The following is a 23,488-nucleotide window of genomic DNA, read 5'->3' as shown; positions in this document are numbered from 1 at the left end:
TGCATGCAGCCGATGCTCGCGCTGACCGACGCCCAGATCAGCACCTGGGTCGCCAGCTTCATGTTGCCGCTTTTTCGCATCATCGCTGTGTTGATGACGATGCCGATCATTGGCACGACGCTGGTTCCCCGGCGTGTGCGCCTGTATCTGGCGGTTGCCATGACCGTTGCAGTTGCGCCCGTGTTGCCTGCGATGCCCACAGTGCAGGCCCTCGATCTCAGTGCGCTGCTGTTGATTGGCGAGCAGATCATCATCGGCGCAGGGATGGGGCTCGCCTTACAGCTGTTTTTCCATATTTTCGTGGTGGCGGGGCAGATCATCTCGACGCAGATGGGCATGGGTTTCGCTTCGATGGTCGACCCTACCAACGGCGTTTCGTCGGCCACCATCGGGCAGTTTTTCACCATGCTGGTGACACTGCTGTTTCTGGCCATGAACGGTCATCTGGTGGTGCTGGAAATTCTCGTTGAAAGCTTCACGACCATGCCGGTGGGCAGCGGCCTGCTGGTCAATAATTTCTGGGAGCTGGCGACCGGGCTTGGCTGGGTCATGGGTTCGGCTCTCAGGCTGGTGCTGCCGGCGATCACCGCGCTGCTGGTCATCAACATCGCGTTTGGCGTGATGACACGTGCGGCACCTCAGCTCAATATCTTTTCCATCGGTTTTCCGCTGACGCTGGTGCTGGGCATGGTCATTCTGTGGATGACCATGGGCGATATTCTCAATCAGTATCAGCCGCTTGCCAGTCAGGCTCTGCAAGCACTGCGCGACATGGTGAGGGCTCGTTGAAATGGCTGAGAACGAGAATGGCCAGGACAAGACAGAAGAACCCACGGAGAAAAAGGTCCGTGACTCTCGGGCCGATGGTCAGATTGCCCGCTCCAAGGAGCTGACCACCCTGGTCGTGATGCTGATGGGGTCGGGCGGGGCGCTGGTGTTTGGTGGCGGCATCGCACAGATGATGTTCGAGTTGATGCGCGACAATTTCACCATTACCCGTGAAACGCTGATGGACCAGGATTACATGGGCAAGGCACTGCTCAGTTCCGGTCTGCATGCCCTGGTTGTGGTGCTGCCGTTTCTGATTGCCATGCTTATGGCCGCGTTGGTAGGGCCGATCATGCTTGGTGGCTGGTTGTTCGCGACCAAATCGCTGGCTCCCAAGTTCAGCCGCATGAACCCGGCTGCGGGTCTCAAGCGCATGTTCTCGCCCCATGCGCTGGTTGAGCTGCTCAAGTCGCTCGCCAAATTCCTGATCATTCTGGCGGTAGCGCTGGTGGTGCTGAGCAAGGAGCGCAACGATCTTGTCGCCATCGCGCACGAGCCTCTGGAGCAGGCCATTATCCACAGTCTTCAGGTGGTGGGCTGGAGCAGTTTCTGGATGGCCTGCGGTTTGATGTTTGTCGCTGCCGCCGACGTTCCGTTCGTATTGTGGGAGGCGCACAAGAAGCTGCTGATGACCAAGCAGGAAGTGCGCGACGAGCACAAGAACAGCGAGGGCAGTCCAGAGATCAAGCAGCGTATCCGTCAATTGCAGCGCGAGATGTCACAGCGCCGGATGATGGCCTCGATCCCCGAAGCCGACGTGATCATCACCAACCCGACTCACTTCGCCGTGGCGCTCAAATACGATCCCGAGAAGGGTGGCGCGCCAATGCTGCTGGCCAAGGGTACGGATCTGGTTGCGCTGAAAATTCGCGAGATCGCCGCGCACAATCAGATTCTGATTCTGGAGTCGCCCGGCCTGGCGCGCTCCATCTATTACAGCACCGAGCTGGAACAGGAGATTCCTGCAGGGCTTTACCTGGCCGTGGCTCAGGTGCTGGCGTACGTCTACCAGATCCGTCAGTACCACGCAGGACAGGGCAAGCGCCCGGATCCGCTGGGCGACGTGCCGATCCCGCCGGACCTGCAGCGCGATTCCTGACAATGCGGTTTGCCTGATTCACCGCGTCGACTGCATCGCCAGCAAGCCATCTTCGGTTTTTCCTTGATATTGCGACTTATCTGCCGTTCCACCCCCGCATTTACTGGCTTTTGAAAAGTTGGACAGCTTCTTGCAATAGGTCTGTTCAAGGACGCTGTCGGCGTCAAAGTTTTGATCCAGTGCGCAGGTAAAGAATCGGTGGAACGCTCTCAGATACTCAGTAGCGCACGCAGCAACCTTGCAGGCCTCGGCCGTGGCCAGTTGGGCGTGCCGCTGTTGTTGCTGATCATGCTGGCAATGATGATGTTGCCTATTCCGCCGTTTTTGCTGGACGTGTTGTTCACGTTCAACATTGCGCTGTCCATCGTCGTGCTGCTGGTGTGCGTTTACGCATTGCGGCCGCTGGACTTCTCGGTTTTCCCCACCATTCTGTTGGTCGCCACGCTCTTGCGTCTGGCGCTGAACGTGGCCTCGACCCGTGTGGTCATGCTGCACGGCCAGGATGGACACGCCGCTGCAGGTAAGGTGATTCAGGCCTTCGGTGAGGTGGTGATCGGCGGCAACTACGTGGTCGGTATCGTAGTGTTCGCGATTCTGATGATCATCAACTTCGTGGTGATCACCAAGGGTGCCGGGCGTATCTCCGAAGTGAGCGCACGTTTCACCCTGGACGCGATGCCAGGCAAACAGATGGCGATCGACGCCGACCTCAACGCCGGCCTCATTGATCAGCCTGAAGCCAAGCGCCGTCGTGCTGAAGTCGCCGGGGAAGCCGAGTTCTACGGATCCATGGACGGTGCCAGCAAGTTCGTGCGTGGTGACGCCATTGCCGGCCTGCTGATTCTGTTCATCAACCTCATCGGCGGCATGCTGGTGGGTATCTTTCAGCACAACATGTCCTTCGCTGACGCAGGTCGCGTATACACCCTGCTGACCATCGGTGACGGTTTGGTGGCGCAATTGCCATCACTGCTGCTGTCCACCGCTGCCGCGATCATGGTGACCCGTGCTTCCGGTTCGGAAGAGATGGGCAAGCTGATCAATCGCCAGATGTTCTCCTCCTACAAGGCGCTGGGTGTCTCGGCCGGCATCATGATCGTCATGGGTCTGGTGCCAGGCATGCCGCACTTCGCCTTCATCGGCCTTGGCCTTGTGGCAGCCGGTGGTGCCTACCTGCTGTGGAAGAAAGAGAATCAGGTGAAGTTCGAGGCGTTGGCCGAAGTTCAGCGTCAACAGGATCTGTTGCCATCACCGACCCGCGTTCAGGATTCCAAGGAACTGGGCTGGGACGACGTGACGCCTATCGATATCATCGGTCTGGAAGTGGGCTATCGCCTGATTCCGCTGGTGGATCGCAATCAGGGTGGTCAGTTGCTGGCGCGTATCAAGGGCGTGCGCAAGAAGCTCTCTCAGGAGCTTGGCTTCCTGATGCCGACCGTCCACATCCGCGACAACCTCGATCTGGCGCCCAGCGCCTATCGTCTGACGCTGATGGGCGTGATTCTGGCCGAGGCCGAGATCTATCCCGATCGTGAACTGGCGATCAACCCCGGTCAGGTGTTCGGCACGCTGAACGGCATCACCGCCAGAGATCCGGCATTCGGCCTGGAAGCGGTGTGGATCGAAATCAGCCAGCGCAGTCAGGCTCAGTCTCTCGGCTACACGGTAGTGGATGCCAGCACGGTAGTGGCTACTCACCTCAACCAGATCCTGTACAAGCACTCGCATGAACTGATCGGCCATGAAGAGGTCCAGCAATTGATGCAATTGCTGGCCAAAAGCTCGCCGAAGCTGGCTGAGGAGCTGGTTCCGGGTGTGCTGTCGCTGTCGTCGTTGCTCAACGTGCTGCAGGCGCTCCTGGCCGAGCACGTACCGGTACGCGACATCCGCAGCATCGCAGAAGCCATCGCCAACAACGCCGGGAAGAGTCAAGATACCGCCGCGCTGGTGGCGGCGGTCCGCGTCGGTCTGAGCCGCGCAATCGTGCAAAGCATTGTAGGCGTTGAGCCGGAGCTGCCTGTTATCACTCTGGAACCAAGGTTGGAACAGATATTGCTCAATAGTTTGCAGAAGGCTGGTCAGGGTCAGGAAGAAGGCGTTCTGCTTGAACCGAGCATGGCTGAAAAGCTCCAGCGTTCGTTGATCGAGGCGGCCCAGCGTCAGGAAATGCAAGGGTTGCCGGTAATCCTTCTGGTAGCGGGTCCGATCCGGGCCATGCTGTCACGATTTGGACGACTGGCTGTACCGAGCATGCATGTTCTGGCGTATCAGGAAATTCCTGACAACAAGCAAGTAACCATCGTAGCGACTGTCGGGCCCAACGGCTGAGGTAGTGAGTCATGCAAGTTAAGCGATTTTTCGCCGCCGATATGCGTCAAGCCATGAAGCTGGTTCGCGATGAGCTGGGCGCTGAGGCGGCCATCATTGGCAACCGCCGCATCGCCGGTGGCGTCGAGTTGACCGCCGCTCTGGATTACAAGCTGTCTGCGCTGGCGCCACGCGTTCCCAACATGGAACTCGAAGACGAGCTGCGCAAGACCCAGTCGCGCATCGTCTCCGCCCAGGCTGAACTGAACAACCGCAGCGACAGCGATGCCTCGGTCAATCTTCAGTTGTTTTCCGGCAAGTCGATCAGCGCGACCGACACCCACATCGAACCGACACTCGAAGAGCCGCCACGTCCGTTTGCCTACGCACCGGCTCCCGCAGCCGAGCCAGCAGGCGGTCAACGTGCTTTCGAATCGATGCGGTCCGAATTGAACGGCCTGCGCGAGCTGCTGGAAGTCCAGCTTGGCTCCCTGGCCTGGACCCAGTTGCAGGGCAGCCGTCCGCAACAGGCCAACCTGTGGCGTCGTCTGCAACGCGTCGGCCTGTCCGGCCCGCTGTCGCGTGACCTGCTGTCGATGATTCCGGATATCGACGAGCCTCGTCAGGCCTGGCGCATGCTGTTGGCCCATCTGGCGCGCATGATTGCTGTGCCGGATGTCGAGCCACTGGAAGAGGGCGGTGTGATTGCCATGGTCGGTCCTGCCGGCATGGGTAAAACCACCACGCTGGCCAAGCTGGCCGCCCGTTATGTGCTGAAATACGGCGCGCAGAACATTGCGCTGGTCAGCATGGACAGTTTCCGCATCGGTGCCCAGGAGCAGCTCAAGACACTGGGCCGCATCCTCAACGTGCCGGTGACTCACGTCGATCCCGGTCAGTCGCTGGGACAGGCCCTCGAGCCTCTGCTGCGCAAGCGTGTGGTTCTCATTGATACCGCCGGGCTGCAAGCCAGTGATCCTGCGTTGCGCATGCAACTGGAAAGCCTGGCGGGTCGTGGCATCAAGTCGCGTAACTACCTGGTACTGGCCACAACCAGCCAGAAGCAGGTATTGACGGCGGCTTATCACAGTTACAAGCGTTGTGGCCTGGCCGGATGCATTTTGACCAAGCTGGATGAAACCGCCAGCCTGGGCGAAGTTCTGAGCCTGGCAATCAGTCACGAATTGCCGGTGGCCTACCTCACGGACGGACCACGGATTCCTGACGATTTGCACATCCCGCGTCGCCACCAGTTGGTGAGCCGCGCGGTCAGCGTGCAAATGCAGGACGAGCCTAGCGAAGAAGCGATGGCTGATATGTTTGCCGACCTCTATCACTCACCTGGCAAAAGGGTAGGTTAAGTGATGGAGACTATTGGAATGTCCCTGCATCGATGGTCTGCCAGGCATTGTTCGTTCGCGAACGTGCAGCCCCCAATGTGGCTTCGGTCTACGCAAGACAAGGTAAAGAAATAACATGGGCAGCATGCATCCCGTACAGGTTATTGCGGTGACTGGCGGCAAAGGTGGCGTCGGTAAGACTAACGTGTCAGTGAACCTCTCACTGGCCCTGGCTGAGCTCGGTCGACGCGTCATGCTTCTTGACGCCGATCTGGGTCTGGCCAATGTCGATGTCCTGCTGGGGCTGACACCCAAACGCACGCTCGCCGATGTCATAGAAGGCCGTTGCGAGTTGCGCGACGTGCTTCTCCAGGGGCCGGGCGGCGTGCGCATCGTGCCTGCCGCTTCCGGCACCCAGAGCATGGTTCATCTGTCGCCTGCCCAGCATGCCGGTCTGATCCAGGCGTTCAGCGAGATTGGCGACAATCTCGATGTACTGGTGATCGACACGGCCGCCGGCATTGGTGAATCGGTGGTCAGCTTCGTACGCGCCGCGCAGGAAGTCCTGCTGGTGGTCTGCGACGAGCCGACGTCCATCACCGATGCCTACGCACTGATCAAGTTGCTCAACCGCGACTACGGCATGAATCGTTTCCGGGTGCTGGCCAACATGGCCCAGAGCCCTCAGGAAGGCCGCAATCTGTTCGCCAAGCTGACCAAGGTCACGGACCGCTTTCTGGATGTTGCGCTGCAGTATGTCGGGGCTGTGCCCTACGACGAATGCGTGCGCAAGGCTGTACAGAAACAGCGTGCCGTCTACGAAGCCTTCCCGCGCTCCAAATGCGCGCTGGCATTCAAGGCCATTGCCCAGAAGGTCGACACCTGGCCGTTGCCGGCCAACCCACGGGGTCACCTTGAATTCTTCGTCGAACGACTCGTTCACCAGACCAGTGCGGGGCCTGTCCAATGACAGCGAGCGGCTACCAGATGTACAGCAAGGCTTCCCGGAATTCGCAGTACGAGCTGATCGAGCGTTATGCGCCTCTGGTCAAACGTATCGCCTATCACCTGCTGGCTCGCCTGCCAGCCAGTGTGCAGGTCGAGGACCTGATTCAGGCCGGCATGATCGGTCTGCTCGAAGTCTCTACCAAATACGATTCCACCAAGGGTGCGAGTTTCGAGACCTATGCGGGTATCCGCATTCGTGGCGCCATGCTCGACGAGGTGCGCAAGGGTGACTGGGCGCCTCGCTCGGTCCACCGCAATACGCGCATGGTGAGCGACGCAATTCGCGCAATTGAAGCGAAAACCGGACGTGACGCTAAAGATCACGAGGTTGCTGCCGAACTCCAGTTGAGTCTCGATGATTATTACGGGATTTTGAATGACACCTTGGGCAGCCGCCTCTTCAGTTTCGACGACCTGCTTCAGGACGGCGACCATGAAGGGCTGCACGAGGACGGTGCCAGCGGTTCGCTTGAACCGTCACGGGACCTGGAAGACGAGCGCTTCCAGGCAGCCCTGGCCGATGCGATTGCCAATTTGCCGGAGCGTGAGCGTCTGGTCTTGGCGCTGTACTACGACGAAGAGCTGAACCTCAAGGAAATCGGAGAGGTCCTGGGGGTCAGCGAATCGCGGGTCAGTCAGTTACACAGCCAGTGCGCAGCTCGTTTGCGGGGGCGTTTGGGGGAGTGGCGAGCGCGTTGACAGTCAATGTGCGGCCTGGTCCGCACATTGGCTTCATGCCGGCTGTGCAGAGCGTTACGTGGTAACAGGATAGACAAGGCAGGAGCCTGTCGGGCGGTGCCTCGATGGGCTGTTCGTTCAGGTCTGTACCTGTCGTTTTGCCAAGCCCGTCGTCGTTTCGTACAGCCGGGGGTGTGCTGTGCCAGTATTGAGTGAACAGCGTGTTCAGGTGCTGAACGCGTTAAAGACTGCTTGGAGGTCGAATTGGACAAGAACATGAAAATCCTCATCGTTGATGACTTCTCAACGATGAGGCGGATCATCAAGAACCTGTTGCGTGATCTGGGGTTCACCAACACATCGGAAGCGGACGACGGTCTGACCGCGCTGCCGATGCTGCAGAGCGGCGCCTTTGACTTTCTGGTGACGGACTGGAACATGCCTGGCATGTCCGGTATCGATCTGCTGCGCCAGGTCCGTCAGGACGAGCGCCTCAAGAGCCTGCCCGTGCTGATGGTCACTGCCGAAGCCAAGCGTGAGCAGATCATTGAAGCTGCACAGGCCGGGGTGAACGGTTACGTGGTCAAGCCATTCACGGCTCAAGCGCTGAAAGAGAAGATCGAAAAGATCTTTGAACGCGTCAATAGCTGATGCATGCCGCGAGGGCGCTATGGATAACAATGATTCGATGGCCGACTTTGAGTCGACCCTGAAAAGACACGCGCAGGAACTCGTCACCAGCCTTGAAAAAGGTCGTTTCGGCGAAGCTGTGCAACTGATCCATGAGCTCAACCAGACACGCGACCGCGGCCTTTATCAGGAAGTGGGCAAGCTGACTCGTGAGCTGCACAGTGCAATCGTCAACTTCCAGATCGATCCGCACATGCCTCAGGCCGAGGAGGTATCGCAGATCACGGATGCCACCGAACGTCTGGGTTACGTCGTGCGGCTGACCGAAAATGCGGCCAACCGCACCATGGATCTGGTCGAGGAGAGCACGCCGGTCATGAACGGTCTGAGCGCCGACGCGAAGGCGTTGAGTGAAGACTGGGGGCGCTTCATGCGCCGCGAAATCGGTGCCGAGGAATTTCGCGATCTCGCCAAGCGGGTCGATGGTTTTCTGACGCGTACCGAGAAGGAAACTCACGAGGTTTCCGCGCACCTCAATGACATTCTGCTCGCCCAGGATTACCAGGACCTCACCGGTCAGGTGATCAAGCGTGTCACGCAGTTGGTCACTGAAGTGGAAGGCAATTTGCTCAAACTGGTGCTCATGGCCAGCCATGTCGATCGCTTCGCAGGCATCGAACATGACGAAGAATCCATCCTTGCAGAAAAAGATCCTAAAAAACATCTCGCCAAGGGTGAAGGTCCGCAGATTCATGCCGATAAACGTGAAGACGTCGTATCCGGACAGGATGATGTAGACGATCTGCTATCGAGCCTCGGCTTCTAGGTCTGTTGACGGTTAATTTTAGGGAGCACCCCCATGAGCTTCGGCGCCGATGAAGAAATCCTTCAGGATTTTCTGGTAGAGGCCGGCGAAATTCTGGAGCAGTTGTCAGAGCAATTGGTCGAGCTGGAAAGCCGACCGGATGATGCTGATCTGCTCAATGCAATTTTTCGCGGTTTTCACACTGTAAAAGGGGGCGCCGGCTTCCTCCAGCTCCATGAGCTGGTGGAGTGCTGCCATATCGCCGAAAACGTGTTCGACATCCTGCGCAAGGGTGAGCGGCGCGTTGATTCCGAGCTCATGGACGTGGTCCTGGAAGCACTGGACACCGTCAACAGCATGTTCGGCCAGGTGCGCGAACGTACTGACCTGACGCCTGCGACGCCGGAACTGCTGGCGGCGCTGTCGCGTCTGGCTGAACCACAATCCAATGATGCGGTTGCCGAGCCTGAACCTGTGGCCGAGGCAACTGAAGTGCCTGCTCCGGTTGCCGAGGCGGCTGGCGGCGACGATATCACCGACCACGAATTCGAACAGTTGCTCGATTCGCTGCACGGCTCCAAGCCGATTGCAGCACCTGCTGCGGCACCGGCCGCTCAGGCCTCGTCGAGCGACGAGATTACCGATCAGGAATTCGAATCCCTGCTCGATCAGTTGCACGGCAAGGGCAAGTTTGCCGCCGATGCCGCTCCAGCACCGGCCCCTGCGGCCAAGGCTGGCGGCAGCGCGCCGGCCAGTGACGAGATCACTGACGACGAGTTCGAAGCATTGCTGGATCAGCTGCATGGCAAAGGGTCGTTCGACGCTGCTGTCGTCGCGCCGGTTGCTGCCGAGGCCGTTGCGGCCAAGGCTCCAGTGACAGCCAAGGCTGCAGCCTCGGACGAAATCACCGATCACGAATTCGAAAACCTGCTGGACGAGCTGCATGGCAAGGGCAAGTTCGAGCCTGAGGCCATCGTGGCCAAGGCGCCCGCACCTGCTGCTGCGGCTGCCCCGGCCCCTGCTGCCAAGCCCGCTGCGGCGCCTGCACCTGCTGCGAAGGCCGAGCCTGCGCCAGCCAAGGCTGCTGCACCTGCTCCCGCCCGTGCTCCTGCCCCGACGGGCGAAAAGCCGGTCGCGACAGAGGCCGAAACCACGGTGCGCGTCGATACTGCGCGCCTGGACGAGATCATGAACATGGTCGGCGAACTGGTGCTGGTGCGTAACCGACTGGTTCGCCTGGGTCTGAACAGTGGCGACGAAGCCATGTCCAAGGCCGTTTCCAACCTGGACGTGGTAACCGCCGACCTGCAGACCGCGGTGATGAAAACCCGCATGCAGCCGATCAAGAAAGTCTTCGGCCGCTTCCCGCGTCTGGTTCGTGACCTGGCTCGCCAGCTCAAGAAAGAGATCATCCTGGAACTGGTGGGTGAAGAGACCGACCTGGACAAGAACCTTGTCGAGGCACTCGCTGACCCGTTGGTCCACTTGGTGCGCAACGCGGTCGACCATGGTATCGAAACCCCGGAAGAACGCGAAGCCACCGGCAAGTCCCGCGGCGGCAAGGTGATTCTGGCGGCCGAGCAGGAAGGCGACCATATCCTGTTGTCCATCTCCGATGACGGCAAGGGCATGGACCCCAACGTGCTGCGCTCCATCGCCGTCAAGCGCGGTGTCATGGACAAGGATGCTGCGGACCGTCTCAGCGACACCGACTGCTACAACCTGATCTTTGCACCCGGCTTCTCGACCAAGACCGAGATTTCCGATGTTTCCGGTCGTGGTGTGGGCATGGACGTGGTGAAAACCAAGATTTCCCAGCTCAACGGTTCGATCAACATCTACTCGACCAAGGGTCAGGGTTCGAAGATCGTCATCAAGGTTCCGCTGACGCTTGCGATCATGCCGACCCTGATGGTCATGCTGGGCAATCAGGCCTTTGCCTTCCCGCTGGTCAACGTCAACGAAATCTTCCACCTGGACCTGTCGACCACCAACGTCGTCGATGGTCAGGAAGTGGTGATCGTGCGTGACAAGGCCTTGCCACTGTTCTACCTCAAGCGCTGGCTGGTCAGTTCGGCAGCGCATGAAGAGCAGCGTGAAGGGCACGTGGTGATTCTGTCTGTCGGCACCCAGCGCATCGGCTTCGTCGTCGATCAACTGGTCGGTCAGGAAGAAGTGGTGATCAAACCGCTGGGCAAGATGCTGCAAGGTACGCCGGGCATGTCGGGCGCCACCATCACCGGTGACGGTCGCATTGCCTTGATTCTCGATGTACCGAGCATGCTCAAGCGTTACGCCGCACGGCGTATTTGATTCTGGGGTTGCGGGCAGCTTCGGCTGCCTGCGGCGCCTATTGGAGTGTTTATGGCAGTCAAGGTCCTGGTGGTGGATGATTCCGGTTTCTTCCGCCGCCGCGTTACGGAAATTCTTTCTTCGGACCCCAACATCCAGGTTGTCGGCACGGCAACCAACGGCAAGGAAGCGATCGAACAGGCGCTGGCCCTCAAGCCTGACGTGATCACCATGGACTACGAAATGCCGATGATGGATGGCATTACGGCAGTTCGTCACATCATGCAGCGTATCCCGACCCCGGTTCTGATGTTTTCCTCGCTGACGCACGAAGGTGCACGCGTCACGCTGGATGCGCTGGACGCCGGTGCCGTGGACTTTTTACCCAAGAATTTTGAAGACATCTCGCGTAACCCGCAGAAGGTCAAGCAGCTGCTGTGCGAGAAGATCAACAGCATCTCACGCAGTAACCGTCGTTTGAGCGGCGCGAGTTCCACTTCTGCTGCTCCGGTTTCCTCATCCGCTGCGCCCGCTGCCCGTACCGCTGCGCCGGCACCTGCATCGACCACGCCTGCACGCCCGATTGCGCCGCGTACTGCAGCGCCTGCGCCGCATGCAGCCCATGCCCAGCCACAGACTCATGCGCCGGCCCATCCGACCACCTCGGGCACGCCGAAGCGCAAGGCCTACAAGCTGGTTGCCATCGGCACGTCGACCGGTGGTCCCGTGGCATTGCAACGTGTGCTGACGCAACTGCCTGCCGGTTTTCCGGCACCGCTGGTGCTGATCCAGCACATGCCTGCTGCGTTCACCAAGGCCTTTGCCGAGCGTCTGGACAAGCTGTGCAAGATCAGCGTCAAGGAAGCCGAGGACGGTGACGTACTGCGTCCGGGCCTCGCCCTGCTGGCACCCGGTGGCAAGCAGATGATGGTCGACAGCCGCGGCACAGTGAAGATTCTGCCCGGTGATGAACGCCTCAACTACAAGCCGTGTGTGGACATCACATTCGGTTCGGCCGCCAAGTCCTATGGCGACAAGGTGCTCTCTGTCGTGCTCACGGGCATGGGCGCCGACGGCCGCGAAGGCGCTCGTCTGCTCAAGCAGGCCGGCAGTACAGTCTGGGCGCAGGACGAGGCGAGCTGCGTGATTTATGGCATGCCGATGGCCATCGTCAAGGCCGAGCTGGCGGATGCAATCTATAGCCTGGACGATATCGGTCGTCACCTGGTCGAGGCGTGCCTCTGATGGATGTACTGAGTCTGATCGGTCTGATCCTGGCGTTCGTGGCGATCATCGGCGGCAACTTCCTCGAAGGCGGACACCTCAGTGCGCTGCTCAATGGTCCGGCAGCGCTGATCGTGATCGGCGGTACGCTGGGCGCCTCGCTGTTGCAGGCGCCCATGAGCGCGTTCATGCGCGCCATGAAAATCATTCGCTGGGTGCTGTTTCCGCCGCGTGTCGATCTGCCGGGTGGCGTTGACCGTGTGATCGGCTGGAGCATGACTGCTCGCAAGGAAGGTCTGCTGGGGCTGGAAACGGTTGCCGATGCCGAGCCTGACAGCTATGCCCGAAAAGGCCTGCAACTGCTGGTCGACGGTGCCGAGCCGGAAGCGATTCGCAGCATTCTGGAAGTCGATTTCATCACCCAGGAAACCCGTGACATTCAGGCCGCCAAGGTCTTCGAGAGCATGGGCGGCTATGCGCCGACCGTGGGTATCATCGGTGCGGTCATGGGGTTGATTCACGTGATGGGCAATCTGGCTGATCCGAGTCAGCTGGGCAGCGGCATTGCCGTGGCGTTCGTCGCGACCATCTACGGTGTCGCGACGGCCAACCTTATCCTGCTGCCGGTCGCCAACAAGCTCAAGGCGATTGCCCATCGTCAGGCGCGCTACCGCGAAATGCTGCTCGAAGGTCTGCTGTCCATTGCCGAGGGTGAGAACCCGCGCTCCATCGAACTCAAGCTGCAAGGCTTCATGGAGTAACACCTCATGGCTCGACGTCGTCAGCCCGAAGAACACGAAAATCATGAACGCTGGCTGGTGTCTTACGCCGACTTCATTACGCTGCTGTTTGCCTTCTTCGTGGTGATGTACTCGATCTCGTCGGTCAACGAAGGCAAGTACAAGATTCTGTCGCAGGCGCTGGTCGGCGTGTTCAACGACACCGAGCGCACCATGAAGCCGATCCCCATCGGCGAGCAGCGCCCGGTCTCGGTCAAACCGTCCGAGCCATTGCTCAAGGACAGTGAAGAAACCGACGCCGGTATCGCCTCGTCGGCCAGTGATCCGTTGCAGACCATTGCCCAGGATGTACGTGATGCGTTTGGCGATCTGATCCAGTCCGACCAGATGACCGTGCGCGGCAACGAACTGTGGATCGAGATCGAGCTCAACTCCAGTCTGTTGTTCGGCAGCGGTGATGCGATGCCCAGCGACAAGGCGTTCACGATCATTGAAAAGGTCGCCGGTATCGTCAAGCGCTTCGACAACCCGATCCATGTCGAAGGCTTCACCGATGACCAGCCGATCAGCACGGCGCAGTTTCCGACCAACTGGGAACTGTCGTCGGCACGTTCGGCCAGTATCGTCCGCATGCTGGCCATCGACGGCGTCAATCCGGCGCGTCTGGCATCCGTCGGATACGGCGAGTTCCAGCCAATTGCCCCCAACACCAACGCTACCGGGCGTGCCAAGAACCGTCGTGTGGTGCTGGTCATCTCCCGTAACCTGGATGTGCGGCGCAGTCTGACCAGCACCGGCACTGCGAATGCGCAGCCGGACGCCGCATTGAAGCGTGCTGGCACACAAACTGCACCGGTGCCAGCAAAGCCGCCGGTACGTGCGAACACTGTCAATTCTCCGTCACCCGCACCTTAATAGCGTATCGGTACGGTCATCGCTGTACGGAAGGAAAATCATCAATGAGAGTCTGGGCAGTAGCCAACCAGAAAGGTGGAGTCGGAAAGACCACCACGACCATTGCCCTGGCCGGTCTGCTGGCCGATGCGGGCAAGCGCGTCGTCGTGGTCGATCTCGACCCTCACGGCTCCATGACCAGTTATTTCGGGCACAACCCGGACGAACTGGAGCACAGCGCTTTCGATCTGTTTCTGCACAAGGGTGTCGTTCCTGACGGACTTCCGGGGCAACTGCTGCTGCCGACCAGCGACCAGCGTATCTCGCTGATTCCGTCCAGTACCGCATTGGCGACGCTGGAACGACAGTCGCCGGGCCAGAGTGGCCTGGGGCTGGTGATTGCCAAGAGCCTCGCCCAGTTGTGGCAGGATTTTGACTATGCGCTGATCGACAGCCCGCCGTTGCTCGGCGTGTTGATGGTCAACGCGCTGGCCGCCAGTCAGCAGCTGGCGATTCCGGTGCAGACCGAATTTCTTGCCGTCAAAGGCCTGGAGCGCATGGTCAACACCCTTACGATGATCAACCGTTCGCGAAAGGTGCCGTTGCCTTACACCATCGTGCCGACGCTGTTCGACCGCCGCACCCAAGCCTCCATGGGCACCCTGAAACTCTTGCGCGACAGCTTTCCCGAGCATGTCTGGCAGGCCTATGTGCCGGTTGACACGCGTTTGCGCGATGCCAGTCGCGCGGGTCTGACGCCGTCGCAGAACGACAGCAAGAGCCGTGGCGTGATTGCGTACCGGGCATTGCTCAAGCATATGCTCGCCGAGCAACTCAATGCTCAGGTGGCCTGACATGCGCGCACATTCTTTCTCTGCTGTCAGCTCAAGTGATGCCTCAATGCGGCCGATAACTCTATCAGGCTGCACTCGCTCCATTTTTTGTTGGGCCCCGGTATGAACCGCCCTGTAGAAGTTGCAACACGACCCAAGCTGGCCCTGCAGTCCTATCTGGATGCGTTGCTTCAGGACGCGACCGAAGAACCGGAGGTTCCGGCCAGCAGCATCGACGAGTTTCAGGCGGCGGTGCTCGAAGAGCAGGCGTTCGATGCGCGCAGGCAGTCGCAGATAAAGCCGGTCGCAGTGGCTGTAGCGGCCCCAGCAGCGGTAGCGGTGCCTGTTGTCGTTGCTGCACCGGTGGTGACGCCGGTGCTGGAAATTGCGCCGGTGATCGTGGCTGAGGCCGTGGTTGAAGTCGAGGTTCCGCTGGTCGAGCCGGTTGCGGAGCTGAGCACCATGGCGCCGCAGCGTACGCCCACGCCGCCGCCGACCAGCGATGGTCGTCCGGCCTGGGCTGCCGAGCCCTTCGAATGCCTGTTGTTCGATGTGGCGGGGCTGACACTGGCGGTGCCGTTGGTGTGCCTGGGGTCGATTTATCCTTTGGCAGGGCAGGAGCTGACGCCTCTGTTTGGTCAGCCGGACTGGTTTCTCGGGATCCTGCCTTCTCAGGCGGGGAACCTCAAAGTGCTGGATACCGCGCGCTGGATCATGCCTGATCGCTACCGCGACGATTTTCGCCAGGGCTTGCAGTATGTGATTTCGGTTCAAGGGTACGAGTGGGGGTTGGCGGTGCATCAGGTCAGTCGCTCTTTGCGTCTTGATCCGAACGAAATCAAGTGGCGCACACAGCGTGGTCAGCGGCCATGGCTGGCGGGCACAGTGATCGAACACATGTGTGCGTTGCTGGACGTAGCAGAGTTGGCCGAGTTGATAGCCAGTGGCGCGGTCAAGCAGTTGAACAAGTCGAAATAATCATGGGCCGTCGCCAGTCGCGTCGCCCGCAGAGTACACACGTGAGGGGTTAGGGTATGAATAAGTCGTCTGCACAGGGTTCCGAAGATCCTATCCTGCAATGGGTTACGTTCCGCCTGGACAATGAGTCCTATGGCATCAACGTGATGCAGGTCCAGGAAGTGCTGCGCTACACCGAAATCGCTCCGGTACCGGGTGCGCCAAGCTACGTGCTGGGCATCATCAACCTGCGCGGTAACGTCGTGACTGTGATCGACACCCGTCAGCGCTTCGGCCTGGCGCCGGTTGAAGTCAGCGACAACACGCGTATCGTGATCATCGAAGCCGACAAGCAAGTGGTCGGGATTCTGGTCGACAGCGTGGCAGAAGTGGTTTACTTGCGTCAGTCCGAAGTCGAAACCGCACCTAACGTCGGTAACGATGAATCGGCCAAGTTCATTCAGGGCGTCTGCAACAAGAACGGCGAGCTGTTGATTCTGGTCGAGCTGGACAAAATGATGTCCGAAGAAGAGTGGTCCGAGCTGGAGAGCATCTGATTGATTCTTGAGGTTGCAGTCGTCTTTCTGGGCATTCTCTGGGTAGTCACCCTGGGAATGTTCCTGACCCATACCAAGCGTCAGCGCAAGCTCGACGCCGAGCGTGACGAGGCGGCTGCCTTGCGTGATCAGCGTATCAAGGAGTTGGCCCGGCGCGTGGACAACTTCCAGAGCGGCACGGTACGCATGGGTGAGGCTCTGCACGAACTGCGCGCCATCGTTGCGCCGTTGCCCGACAAGCTCACGGCACTGGAACAGCGCGATCCCTCCACGCTGTCCTTTGCCCAGGCGGCGCGTCTGGTCGGCATGGGCGCCAGCATTGACGAGCTGACCCAGTCCTGCGGACTGACTCAGGCAGAAGCACAGTTGATGACCAAGCTTCACGGCAATCCGGCGGGCTGACCGCTGATAAGCCTGGTCCATTCGTGACCAGGCTTTTCCTTCCCTTGATTTTCCTTCCGGCTCGGTCCCGCTCCAGAGTGCCTTACTGTTCGTCCAGCGAGAATTCAGTCAGGCAGAAGGTGGGGATGGCCATGGCTTGCAGACGTTTCGAGCCGCCCAGTTCCGGCAGATCGATGATTGCGGCGGCTTCGTGAATCCGAGCGCCCATGCGGCGGATCAGGTTGGCGGCCGCGATCAGCGTTCCGCCCGTGGCGATCAGGTCATCGAACATCACGACCGAGTCGCCGTCGCACAGGCTGTCCGCATGGACTTCCAGGTACGCTTCGCCGTATTCGGTCTGGTAACCCTCGGACAGCACGTCGGCCGGCAGCTTACCCTGTTTGCGAAACAGCACCAGAGGCTTGTTCAGCTCGTAGGCCACGACCGAGCCGATCAGAAAGCCACGTGCGTCCATGACGCCGATGTGGCTGAAGTCGGCTTCGATGTAGCGCTGCACGAAGCTGTCGATCACTTGGCGAGTGGCCTTGGGCGACTGGAAGAGTGGAGTGATGTCGCGGAAGACGACGCCAGGCTTGGGGAAGTCCACGACCGGGCGTATCAGGGATTTGAAGCTCAATTCATCGAAAATCATCAGAAAGTGATCCGGGGCAAGATTGGCCGACAGTTTAAGCCGACCGGCCCCGGATCGCACGCATCAGCTTTGGAAGGCGCCGCCAGCCAGTGCGCAGAGCTGGATCGGGTCGAGGATATGCACCTCTTTGCCTTCTGCGGTGATCAGCTCGTTTTGCTGAAAACGGGTGAACACCCGGGAAACAGTTTCGACCGCAAGCCCCAGGTAATTGCCGATTTCATTGCGCGACATGCTCAGGCGAAACTGGTTGGCGGAAAAGCCTCGCGCCCGGAAGCGCGCCGACAGATTGACCAGAAAGGTCGCGATGCGCTCGTCGGCGGTCTTTTTTGAGAGCAGCAACATCATTTGCTGATCGTCTCGGATCTCGCGGCTCATGACGCGCATCAACTGCCGACGCAGTTGCGGTAGTTGCACCGAAAGCTCATCCAGGCGATCAAACGGGATTTCGCACACTGATGTGGTTTCCAGCGCCTGCGCGGAAACCGGATACGCCTGGGCATCCATTCCGGACATGCCGACCAGTTCGCTGGGCAGGTGAAAGCCCGTGAGCTGCTCTTCACCGGCGTCACTGATGCTGAAGGTTTTCAATGCACCGGATCGCACGGCGTAGACCGACTCGAAGGTATCGCCCTGACGAAACAGAAATTCGCCTTTTTTCAACGGGCGGCCGCGCTTGACGATCTGGTCAAGCGACTCCATGTCTTCGAGGTTCAGCGAGAGGGGCAGGCAGAGCGGGGCGAGACTGCAATCCTTGCAATGAGCCTGGGTTGAAGCACGTGACTTGGCGGGCTCGGACATCACTTAATTCCTTGTGGGAAAACACACATAAGTCGTAAGGGTAACTCACCCAAGGCAGGTAGGGCCAGTCTGCGAGTGCTCCCAGGTATCAAGGTTCGTCCCGGTCGGCCGATAGCGGTGTACTCATTCAATGACAGCGGGATGTGCCACCATGACCCTGACTACTTCGCCCATAGGCGCCATTACACTGGCCGTTGCCACGCCAGCGGTGACTTCCCGTTCGCCTCAGGAGGTCAAGGTCGACGCCGCGCCTGCTGCGTCAGAGGGGGTGAAAGTCGACCTGTCGGCTGCAGGAAAGGCAGCAGCCTCGTCGTCTTCCAGGGATGCGGACATCGAGCAAAGTGGTTTGCCGGCGTCGGTTCAGAAGCTGCTGAAGGCCATTCGCGAACTGCAACGACAGATCGCCGAGCTGACCTTGCAGATCCAGCAGGCGCTCAAGGATCCGAGCCTCACTGACGAGGAGCGCAAGACCAAGGCGGCGGGTCTGCAGGCAGTGATGAGCATGCTACAGGCGCAGATCAGTACGTCCAGCGATGACCTTTCCACGCTGATGAACAAGCTCAAATCCAGCAATGACGACAAGGTCAAGGCCGGTATGCTGATCATGGCCAAAATGTAAGAGGTCGGGCTGGTCTAGATTACCTTTGAAAATTGTTGCGGGTGCTGCCGGGGCTGGTAGGTATCAAACACCTTGCACACCGCGCGCACCAGCAGCCGTCCCGCAGGCAGCACGTCGAGTGTGTCGCGTCCCAGAGCGATCAATCCGTCTTCGGCCATGACGTCGAGTTGCGGCCAGATATCACTGAAGTAGGATTTGAAATCGAATGCCAAAGCCTGCCCGGTTTTTACGAAATCCAAGTGGAAATGGCAGATCAGTTGCTGAATCACTGCGCGTCTGATCCGGTCATCGTCGTTGCAGAAAAGCCCTCGTCTGGTCGCCAGTTGATCGCTGGCCAGCAGGGTCTGGTAGTCGTTCAGATCGCTGCTGTTCTGGCTGTAAAGATTCCCCACCTGGCTGATTGCCGAAACCCCCAGCCCGAGCAGATCGCAGTGTCCGTGGGTGGTGTAACCCTGAAAGTTGCGATGCAGCGTCCGATCTTCCTGCGCGATAGCCAGGTCATCGTCAGGCAGGGCGAAGTGATCCATGCCGATGTAGCGATAACCCGCATGAGTCAGTTGCGAAACCGTACGCTCCAGCATCGACAACCTGGTTTCAGGGCAGGGCAGATCGGCGCTTTCGATACGCCGCTGAGGCATGAAGCGCTCGGGCAGATGGGCGTAGTTGAACACTGACAGGCGATCCGGCTGCAACCTGATGACCTCGTCTACTGTGCAGGCAAAGCTGTCGAGGGTCTGTTTGGGCAGGCCGTAGATCAGGTCGATATTGACCGAGCGAAACTGCAGCGTTCGTGCGGCCTCGACCAGTGTCCGGGTTTCCTCCAGGCTTTGCAGGCGATTGATTGCACGCTGTACCGCAGGTTCCAGGTCCTGCACGCCCAGGCTGATGCGGTTGAAGCCCAGTTCACGCAGCAAGCCCATCGTCGCCCAGTCGGCTTCGCGCGGATCGATCTCGATGCCGTAGTCTCCCGAGTCGTCTTGCAGCAGATTGAAGTGCGCACGCAGGTGCGCCATGAGTTGCCGCAGCTGATCATGGCTGAGAAACGTCGGCGTCCCACCGCCCAGATGCAACTGCTCGACGATCTGACCGGGGTCGAGATGGCAGGCGAGCATCTCGATTTCATGCATCAGGCGTTGCAGATAAGCCTGTGACCGCCCGCGATCCTTGGTGATGACCTTGTTGCAGGCGCAGTAGTAACAAACGTTGGCGCAGAACGGGATGTGCACATACAGCGACAAAGGCCTTAACGCCTTGCGACTGTCACGCAGCGCGTGCAACAGGTCGAAAGCGCCGACATCGGTTCTGAATTGCACGGCCGTTGGATACGAGGTGTAACGCGGGCCTGTGAGGTCGTAGCGACGGATCAGGTCTGAATCCCAACGAATGACGTCCAGCATGCGCATGTTTCCCGGATGGGGTGATGAGCGCCGGAGCATACGAGGGGCGTGTTTATCGGGTGTTGATGTGGGTCAACCGGGCTGACAGCGAGCAGGCTCGATCACTCAATGCCCCATCAACCAGTGCTGATGAGGCCCCGGCAATGTCCAGAGTCCGAATAGCATCACCAGCACGCCACCTGTGGTGCGGACGCTGCGTCTGCGCAGCAGTGCGGTGGTGCGTTCGGCGGCCACGCCGGTGGCAAGCAGCACGGGCCAGGTACCCAGACCGAACGCCAGCATCAGCAAGGCGCTGTCGATGGCATTACCCTGACTGGCAGCCCACAGCAGGGTGCTGTAGACCAGTCCGCAGGGCAGCCAACCCCACAGTGCGCCGAGCAACAGGGCGCGGGGGATGCTCGAGATCGGCAGCAGGCGCGTAGCGATGGGTTGCAGGTAGCGCCAGAGGCCTCGGCCCAGGCGCTCGATGCGGGTCAGGCCGCTCCACCACCCGGCGAGGTACAGACCCATGGCGATCAGCAGAAGCGCTGCCACGACACGCAGTGTCGTCGCGCCCGGGCTGTTCGCCACGGCCCAGCCGACCAGTCCGCTGAAGAAGCCGGCAATCGAATAGCTGACGATGCGGCCCAGGTTATAGGCCATCAATAGCTGCATGCGGCGTGCGCGTTGTTCTCGGGGAATGGCCAGGGTCAGTGCGCCCATCAATCCGCCACACATGCCCAGACAATGGCCGCCGCCCAGCAGCCCGAGCACGAGCGCGGAAAACAGCAGCGGAATGAGGTCAAGCATGAGGCGCGTCAGGCATCAGGTTTTCCTGCACGGTTTGGCGCTTCGGGATCGGACATGCTGCGTTGCGCCGCAGCCTGATGATCGGGGTCCTGATCGTCGAACAGGATGCTGTGGGCCGGACCGTCCATGTCGTCGTACTGACCACTGTCCACCGCCCAGAAAAAGATGTAGATCGCGACCGCCACCAGCACCAGCGCGGCGGGAATCATGATGTAGAGCGCGGGCATGAAACCTCCGGGACGAATGGCGGTGCAGACGGCGGCATGCGTGTCAGGCGCAGCGCGTTGAGCACCACGATCAATGAACTTGCAGACATACCGATGGCAGCCCAGACCGGTGTGATCCAGCCCAGCGCCGCGAACGGCAGCATCAGGCCATTGTACAAGCCTGCCCACAGCAGGTTTTCGACAATCACCCGGCGAGTACGTCGCGCCAGATCAAAGGCGTCGATCAGGCCGTGCAGGCGGTTGGACAGCAGCACCGCATCTGCCCCGGTCCTGGTCAGGTCGGTGGCGGAGCCCATCGCCACGCTGATGGTGGCTGCGGCCATGGCCGGTACATCATTCACGCCGTCGCCGATCATCAGCACCGTGTGTCCTTGCGCCTGCAACTGCTGCAGCACGGCCAGCTTGTCGTCAGGTCGCAGACCGCCGCGCGCATCATCGATGCCCAGCGTGGCTGCCACTGTTTGCACCATCGGCGAACTGTCCCCCGACAACAGCAGGGTTTTCCAGCCGCGAGCCTGGCAGGCCTGGAGCAGTTCAACGGCATCGTCGCGCAGCCGGTCATCAAGGCCGAACCACGCCAGCGGGCCGTCGGTGTCGCCGAGCAGCAGCCATTGGCCTGTTTCGTCAGGCATCTGCAGGGCGCGGGTATCGCTTAACGCGCAGACGAATTCAGGCTGACCGATGCGCAGGCGACGATTATCCACACTGCCTTCCAGGCCGAGTCCAGGCGTGTTCATGACCTGCTCGGCTTCCTTCGGTGCGCGGCCAAATGCGCGGGCGATGGGGTGTTCGGAACGGCTCTCCAGCACGGCAGCCAGCCCCAGGCACGTGTCTGCATCCGGCGTTGCCAATGGACGGACAGCCCGCACTGTCAGGCGACCCTCGGTGAGGGTTCCGGTCTTGTCGAAGATGACGGTGTCGATTGTGTTCAGGCCTTCCAACACGTGGCCGCGCGTCACCAACAGCCCGAGTGTGTGCAGCGTGCCGGTCGCAGCGGTCAGTGCGGTGGGCGTTGCCAGCGACAGGGCGCAGGGGCAGGTGGCGACCAGCATCGCCAGAACGATCCACAGGGCGCGGGATGAATCGAGTTGCCACCAGACGATGCCGATCACTGCAGCGGCAATCAGTGAAATCAGCAGAAATGTCTGTGCGGCACGATCCGCCATTCCCGCCAGCCGAGGCTTGTTCGCCTGGGCGCGCTCCAGCAGACGAACAATGGCGGACAGTTGCGTGTCATGACCCAGCGCCAGCACCTGTATCTTCAGGGCGTTCTCGACATTGAGCGTGCCCGCCGTGACGCCGTCACCGGCAGTTCTCGTCCGGGGCACGTACTCGCCGGTCAGTAATGACTCATCGACACTGGACTGGCCTTCGAGAATCCTGCCGTCCACCGGAATCACTGCGCCGGGCTGCACCAGCACCTGATCGTCGATGCGCAGTTCGCTGAGCAGGATGCGCTCGGTCTGGCCGCTGGGGTTCATGCGCAGGCACGACGCAGGCAAAACGTTGACCAACTGTGACGTCGCCACTGCCGTGCGTTCCCTCGCCCGGCGTTCCAGATAGCGTCCAGCCAGCAGAAACAGCGCGAACATGCCGACGGCATCGACGTACAGCTCTCCTGTTCCGCTGATGGCGGTCCAGAACCCTGCGACGTAGGCCGTGCCAATGGCCAGCGACACCGACACATCCATGGTCAGATGGCGGCTGCGCAAATCGCGTAGCGCGCCGCGAAAGAACGGTGCGCAGCTGTAGAACACGATGGGCGTGGTCAGAAACAGCGCGACCCAGCGCAGGATGGTATGCATTGACGGGCTGAGGTCCAGATTGAATTCCGGCCAGGTTGCCATGGTTGCCATCATTGCCTGAAACCACAGCAGACCGGCAACGCCCAGCTGCCGCAGTGCAAGCCGGTTCTCGCTTGCCAGCCGTTCGGCAGCGTGATCGGCCTGCCAGGGATGGGCGACGTAGCCGATGTTGCGCAGCGTGTTCAACAGCTGGCTGAACGCAACCTGATCGCTGACCCAGCGCACCAGCAGTCGATGGTTCGACAGGTTCAGTCGCGCCTCGACCACACCCGGCAGCTTGCCGAGCCGTTGCTCGATCAGCCAGCCACAGGCCGCGCAACTGATACCTTCGATGAGCAAGGTCGTTTCCGAGACGTCGGCGTCATGACGTACGAAAGGCGCCTGCACATCCGGGCGGTCGTACAGCGCAAACTCGTCAAGCGCACGTGTGGGCAGGCTCTCCGGGTTGGCGGAGGTTTCGCTGCGATGGGCGTAATAGTGTTCCAGACCGCCCGCGACGATGGCCTCGACCACTGCCTGACATCCAGGGCAGCACAGCTCACGGGTTTCACCGAGCACGACGGCGGTGAAGCGGCTGCCTGCCGGGACGGGCAGGGCGCAGTGATAGCAGAGCAGGGGCGCGTTCACG

23 protein-coding genes are annotated in these 23,488 nt (G+C 60.3%); 17 read left to right on the top strand and 6 right to left on the bottom strand.

Features of this window, described 5'->3' with window-relative positions:
- Positions 1-3 precede the first annotated feature (3 nt).
- The 16 genes from fliR (at position 4) to AC0IXS_RS05595 (ending at position 16,594) form a co-directional block, all read left to right on the top strand.
- Entirely contained in the window at positions 4-789 is a 786-nt protein-coding gene (fliR, locus tag AC0IXS_RS05670) for a flagellar biosynthetic protein FliR (protein ID WP_032650615.1), read from the top strand.
- A gap of 1 nt (position 790) precedes the next feature.
- A complete protein-coding gene (flhB, locus tag AC0IXS_RS05665; protein ID WP_004880779.1) occupies positions 791-1,927 on the top strand; it encodes a flagellar biosynthesis protein FlhB in 1,137 nt (378 codons plus the stop codon).
- 198 nt (positions 1,928-2,125) lie between these two features.
- Entirely contained in the window at positions 2,126-4,255 is a 2,130-nt protein-coding gene (gene flhA / locus AC0IXS_RS05660; RefSeq protein WP_004880782.1) for a flagellar biosynthesis protein FlhA, read from the top strand.
- 11 nt (positions 4,256-4,266) lie between these two features.
- A complete protein-coding gene (gene flhF / locus AC0IXS_RS05655) occupies positions 4,267-5,595 on the top strand; it encodes a flagellar biosynthesis protein FlhF (RefSeq protein WP_057410311.1) in 1,329 nt (442 codons plus the stop codon).
- A gap of 115 nt (positions 5,596-5,710) precedes the next feature.
- Positions 5,711-6,544, top strand: a complete 834-nt coding sequence (fleN, locus tag AC0IXS_RS05650; RefSeq protein ID WP_003412391.1) for a flagellar synthesis regulator FleN — start codon at positions 5,711-5,713, stop codon at positions 6,542-6,544.
- A complete protein-coding gene (gene fliA, locus AC0IXS_RS05645) occupies positions 6,541-7,281 on the top strand; it encodes an RNA polymerase sigma factor FliA (RefSeq protein WP_002554271.1) in 741 nt (246 codons plus the stop codon). The genes fleN and fliA overlap by 4 nt, the downstream gene beginning before the upstream one ends.
- 255 nt (positions 7,282-7,536) lie before the next feature.
- A complete protein-coding gene (locus AC0IXS_RS05640; RefSeq protein ID WP_161627625.1) occupies positions 7,537-7,911 on the top strand; it encodes a chemotaxis response regulator CheY in 375 nt (124 codons plus the stop codon).
- Between the two features lie 19 nt (positions 7,912-7,930).
- A complete protein-coding gene (locus AC0IXS_RS05635; protein ID WP_029242803.1) occupies positions 7,931-8,716 on the top strand; it encodes a protein phosphatase CheZ in 786 nt (261 codons plus the stop codon).
- A gap of 33 nt (positions 8,717-8,749) precedes the next feature.
- Positions 8,750-11,008, top strand: a complete 2,259-nt coding sequence (locus AC0IXS_RS05630; RefSeq protein WP_057410309.1) for a chemotaxis protein CheA — start codon at positions 8,750-8,752, stop codon at positions 11,006-11,008.
- Positions 11,009-11,059: 51 nt separating this feature from the next.
- Positions 11,060-12,232: a protein-glutamate methylesterase/protein-glutamine glutaminase gene (locus AC0IXS_RS05625; protein WP_057410308.1), complete on the top strand. Its 1,173-nt coding sequence runs from the start codon at positions 11,060-11,062 to the stop codon at positions 12,230-12,232.
- The gene (locus AC0IXS_RS05620; protein ID WP_004880794.1) at positions 12,232-12,972 is read left to right on the top strand and encodes a flagellar motor protein; all 741 of its coding nucleotides are present in this window, start codon (positions 12,232-12,234) and stop codon (positions 12,970-12,972) included. The genes AC0IXS_RS05625 and AC0IXS_RS05620 overlap by 1 nt, the downstream gene beginning before the upstream one ends.
- Positions 12,973-12,978: 6 nt before the next feature.
- Positions 12,979-13,866 (top strand): flagellar motor protein MotD, encoded by an 888-nt coding sequence (gene motD / locus AC0IXS_RS05615; protein WP_471824086.1) that lies wholly within the window; start codon positions 12,979-12,981, stop codon positions 13,864-13,866.
- Positions 13,867-13,910: 44 nt separating this feature from the next.
- Positions 13,911-14,699, top strand: coding sequence for a ParA family protein (locus AC0IXS_RS05610; protein ID WP_004880799.1), 789 nt, complete (start codon positions 13,911-13,913; stop codon positions 14,697-14,699).
- A 102-nt stretch (positions 14,700-14,801) separates the two neighbouring features.
- The gene (locus tag AC0IXS_RS05605; protein ID WP_057410306.1) at positions 14,802-15,656 is read left to right on the top strand and encodes a CheW domain-containing protein; all 855 of its coding nucleotides are present in this window, start codon (positions 14,802-14,804) and stop codon (positions 15,654-15,656) included.
- Positions 15,657-15,712: 56 nt separating this feature from the next.
- Positions 15,713-16,192: a chemotaxis protein CheW gene (locus tag AC0IXS_RS05600; RefSeq protein ID WP_002554262.1), complete on the top strand. Its 480-nt coding sequence runs from the start codon at positions 15,713-15,715 to the stop codon at positions 16,190-16,192.
- Positions 16,193-16,594 (top strand): DUF2802 domain-containing protein, encoded by a 402-nt coding sequence (locus AC0IXS_RS05595; RefSeq protein ID WP_004880805.1) that lies wholly within the window; start codon positions 16,193-16,195, stop codon positions 16,592-16,594. It abuts the gene before it with no gap.
- A gap of 82 nt (positions 16,595-16,676) precedes the next feature.
- On the opposite strand, the gene AC0IXS_RS05590 is transcribed toward AC0IXS_RS05595, so the two are convergent.
- Positions 16,677-17,225 carry an adenine phosphoribosyltransferase gene (locus AC0IXS_RS05590; RefSeq protein ID WP_057410305.1) on the bottom strand — a complete coding sequence of 183 codons (549 nt, stop codon included), beginning with the start codon at positions 17,223-17,225 and terminating at the stop codon, positions 16,677-16,679.
- 63 nt (positions 17,226-17,288) lie between these two features.
- A complete protein-coding gene (gene fnr / locus AC0IXS_RS05585; protein ID WP_025995220.1) occupies positions 17,289-18,023 on the bottom strand; it encodes a fumarate/nitrate reduction transcriptional regulator Fnr in 735 nt (244 codons plus the stop codon).
- Between the two features lie 151 nt (positions 18,024-18,174).
- Between fnr and AC0IXS_RS05580 the strand changes: the two genes are divergently transcribed.
- Entirely contained in the window at positions 18,175-18,642 is a 468-nt protein-coding gene (locus AC0IXS_RS05580) for a FlxA-like family protein (RefSeq protein ID WP_025995221.1), read from the top strand.
- Positions 18,643-18,656: 14 nt separating this feature from the next.
- On the opposite strand, the gene hemN is transcribed toward AC0IXS_RS05580, so the two are convergent.
- The 4 genes from hemN to AC0IXS_RS05560 all read right to left on the bottom strand — a co-directional run bounded on the left by hemN (position 18,657) and on the right by AC0IXS_RS05560 (position 23,487).
- A complete protein-coding gene (hemN, locus tag AC0IXS_RS05575) occupies positions 18,657-20,039 on the bottom strand; it encodes an oxygen-independent coproporphyrinogen III oxidase (protein WP_471824081.1) in 1,383 nt (460 codons plus the stop codon).
- Between the two features lie 105 nt (positions 20,040-20,144).
- Positions 20,145-20,828, bottom strand: coding sequence for a sulfite exporter TauE/SafE family protein (locus AC0IXS_RS05570; RefSeq protein WP_191954325.1), 684 nt, complete (start codon positions 20,826-20,828; stop codon positions 20,145-20,147).
- An 8-nt stretch (positions 20,829-20,836) separates the two neighbouring features.
- Positions 20,837-21,055 carry a cbb3-type cytochrome oxidase assembly protein CcoS gene (ccoS, locus tag AC0IXS_RS05565; protein ID WP_057410301.1) on the bottom strand — a complete coding sequence of 73 codons (219 nt, stop codon included), beginning with the start codon at positions 21,053-21,055 and terminating at the stop codon, positions 20,837-20,839.
- Positions 21,034-23,487: a heavy metal translocating P-type ATPase gene (locus AC0IXS_RS05560; RefSeq protein WP_057410300.1), complete on the bottom strand. Its 2,454-nt coding sequence runs from the start codon at positions 23,485-23,487 to the stop codon at positions 21,034-21,036. Before AC0IXS_RS05560 ends, ccoS begins: the two co-directional genes overlap by 22 nt.
- Position 23,488 lies beyond the last annotated feature (1 nt).

Source organism: Pseudomonas sp. AC016 (assembly GCF_979253365.1).
Note: the sequence above shows the minus strand (reverse complement) of the source record. Positions and strands in the feature narration are given on the sequence as shown.

Excerpts from the sequence above, each read along its gene's own strand:
- hemN (WP_471824081.1), bottom strand. The coding sequence starts at position 20,039 with ATGCTGGACGTCATTCGTTGGGATTCAGACCTGATCCGTCGCTACGAC.
- AC0IXS_RS05605 (WP_057410306.1), top strand. The coding sequence starts at position 14,802 with ATGAACCGCCCTGTAGAAGTTGCAACACGACCCAAGCTGGCCCTGCAG.
- flhB (WP_004880779.1), top strand. The coding sequence starts at position 791 with ATGGCTGAGAACGAGAATGGCCAGGACAAGACAGAAGAACCCACGGAG.
- fnr (WP_025995220.1), bottom strand. The coding sequence starts at position 18,023 with ATGTCCGAGCCCGCCAAGTCACGTGCTTCAACCCAGGCTCATTGCAAG.
- AC0IXS_RS05590 (WP_057410305.1), bottom strand. The coding sequence starts at position 17,225 with ATGATTTTCGATGAATTGAGCTTCAAATCCCTGATACGCCCGGTCGTG.
- AC0IXS_RS05635 (WP_029242803.1), top strand. The coding sequence starts at position 7,931 with ATGGATAACAATGATTCGATGGCCGACTTTGAGTCGACCCTGAAAAGA.
- AC0IXS_RS05580 (WP_025995221.1), top strand. The coding sequence starts at position 18,175 with ATGACCCTGACTACTTCGCCCATAGGCGCCATTACACTGGCCGTTGCC.
- fliA (WP_002554271.1), top strand. The coding sequence starts at position 6,541 with ATGACAGCGAGCGGCTACCAGATGTACAGCAAGGCTTCCCGGAATTCG.
- AC0IXS_RS05640 (WP_161627625.1), top strand. The coding sequence starts at position 7,537 with ATGAAAATCCTCATCGTTGATGACTTCTCAACGATGAGGCGGATCATC.
- AC0IXS_RS05570 (WP_191954325.1), bottom strand. The coding sequence starts at position 20,828 with ATGCTTGACCTCATTCCGCTGCTGTTTTCCGCGCTCGTGCTCGGGCTG.
- AC0IXS_RS05625 (WP_057410308.1), top strand. The coding sequence starts at position 11,060 with ATGGCAGTCAAGGTCCTGGTGGTGGATGATTCCGGTTTCTTCCGCCGC.
- AC0IXS_RS05610 (WP_004880799.1), top strand. The coding sequence starts at position 13,911 with ATGAGAGTCTGGGCAGTAGCCAACCAGAAAGGTGGAGTCGGAAAGACC.
- ccoS (WP_057410301.1), bottom strand. The coding sequence starts at position 21,055 with ATGCCCGCGCTCTACATCATGATTCCCGCCGCGCTGGTGCTGGTGGCG.
- motD (WP_471824086.1), top strand. The coding sequence starts at position 12,979 with ATGGCTCGACGTCGTCAGCCCGAAGAACACGAAAATCATGAACGCTGG.
- fliR (WP_032650615.1), top strand. The coding sequence starts at position 4 with ATGCAGCCGATGCTCGCGCTGACCGACGCCCAGATCAGCACCTGGGTC.
- AC0IXS_RS05630 (WP_057410309.1), top strand. The coding sequence starts at position 8,750 with ATGAGCTTCGGCGCCGATGAAGAAATCCTTCAGGATTTTCTGGTAGAG.
- flhF (WP_057410311.1), top strand. The coding sequence starts at position 4,267 with ATGCAAGTTAAGCGATTTTTCGCCGCCGATATGCGTCAAGCCATGAAG.
- AC0IXS_RS05600 (WP_002554262.1), top strand. The coding sequence starts at position 15,713 with ATGAATAAGTCGTCTGCACAGGGTTCCGAAGATCCTATCCTGCAATGG.
- AC0IXS_RS05620 (WP_004880794.1), top strand. The coding sequence starts at position 12,232 with ATGGATGTACTGAGTCTGATCGGTCTGATCCTGGCGTTCGTGGCGATC.
- fleN (WP_003412391.1), top strand. The coding sequence starts at position 5,711 with ATGGGCAGCATGCATCCCGTACAGGTTATTGCGGTGACTGGCGGCAAA.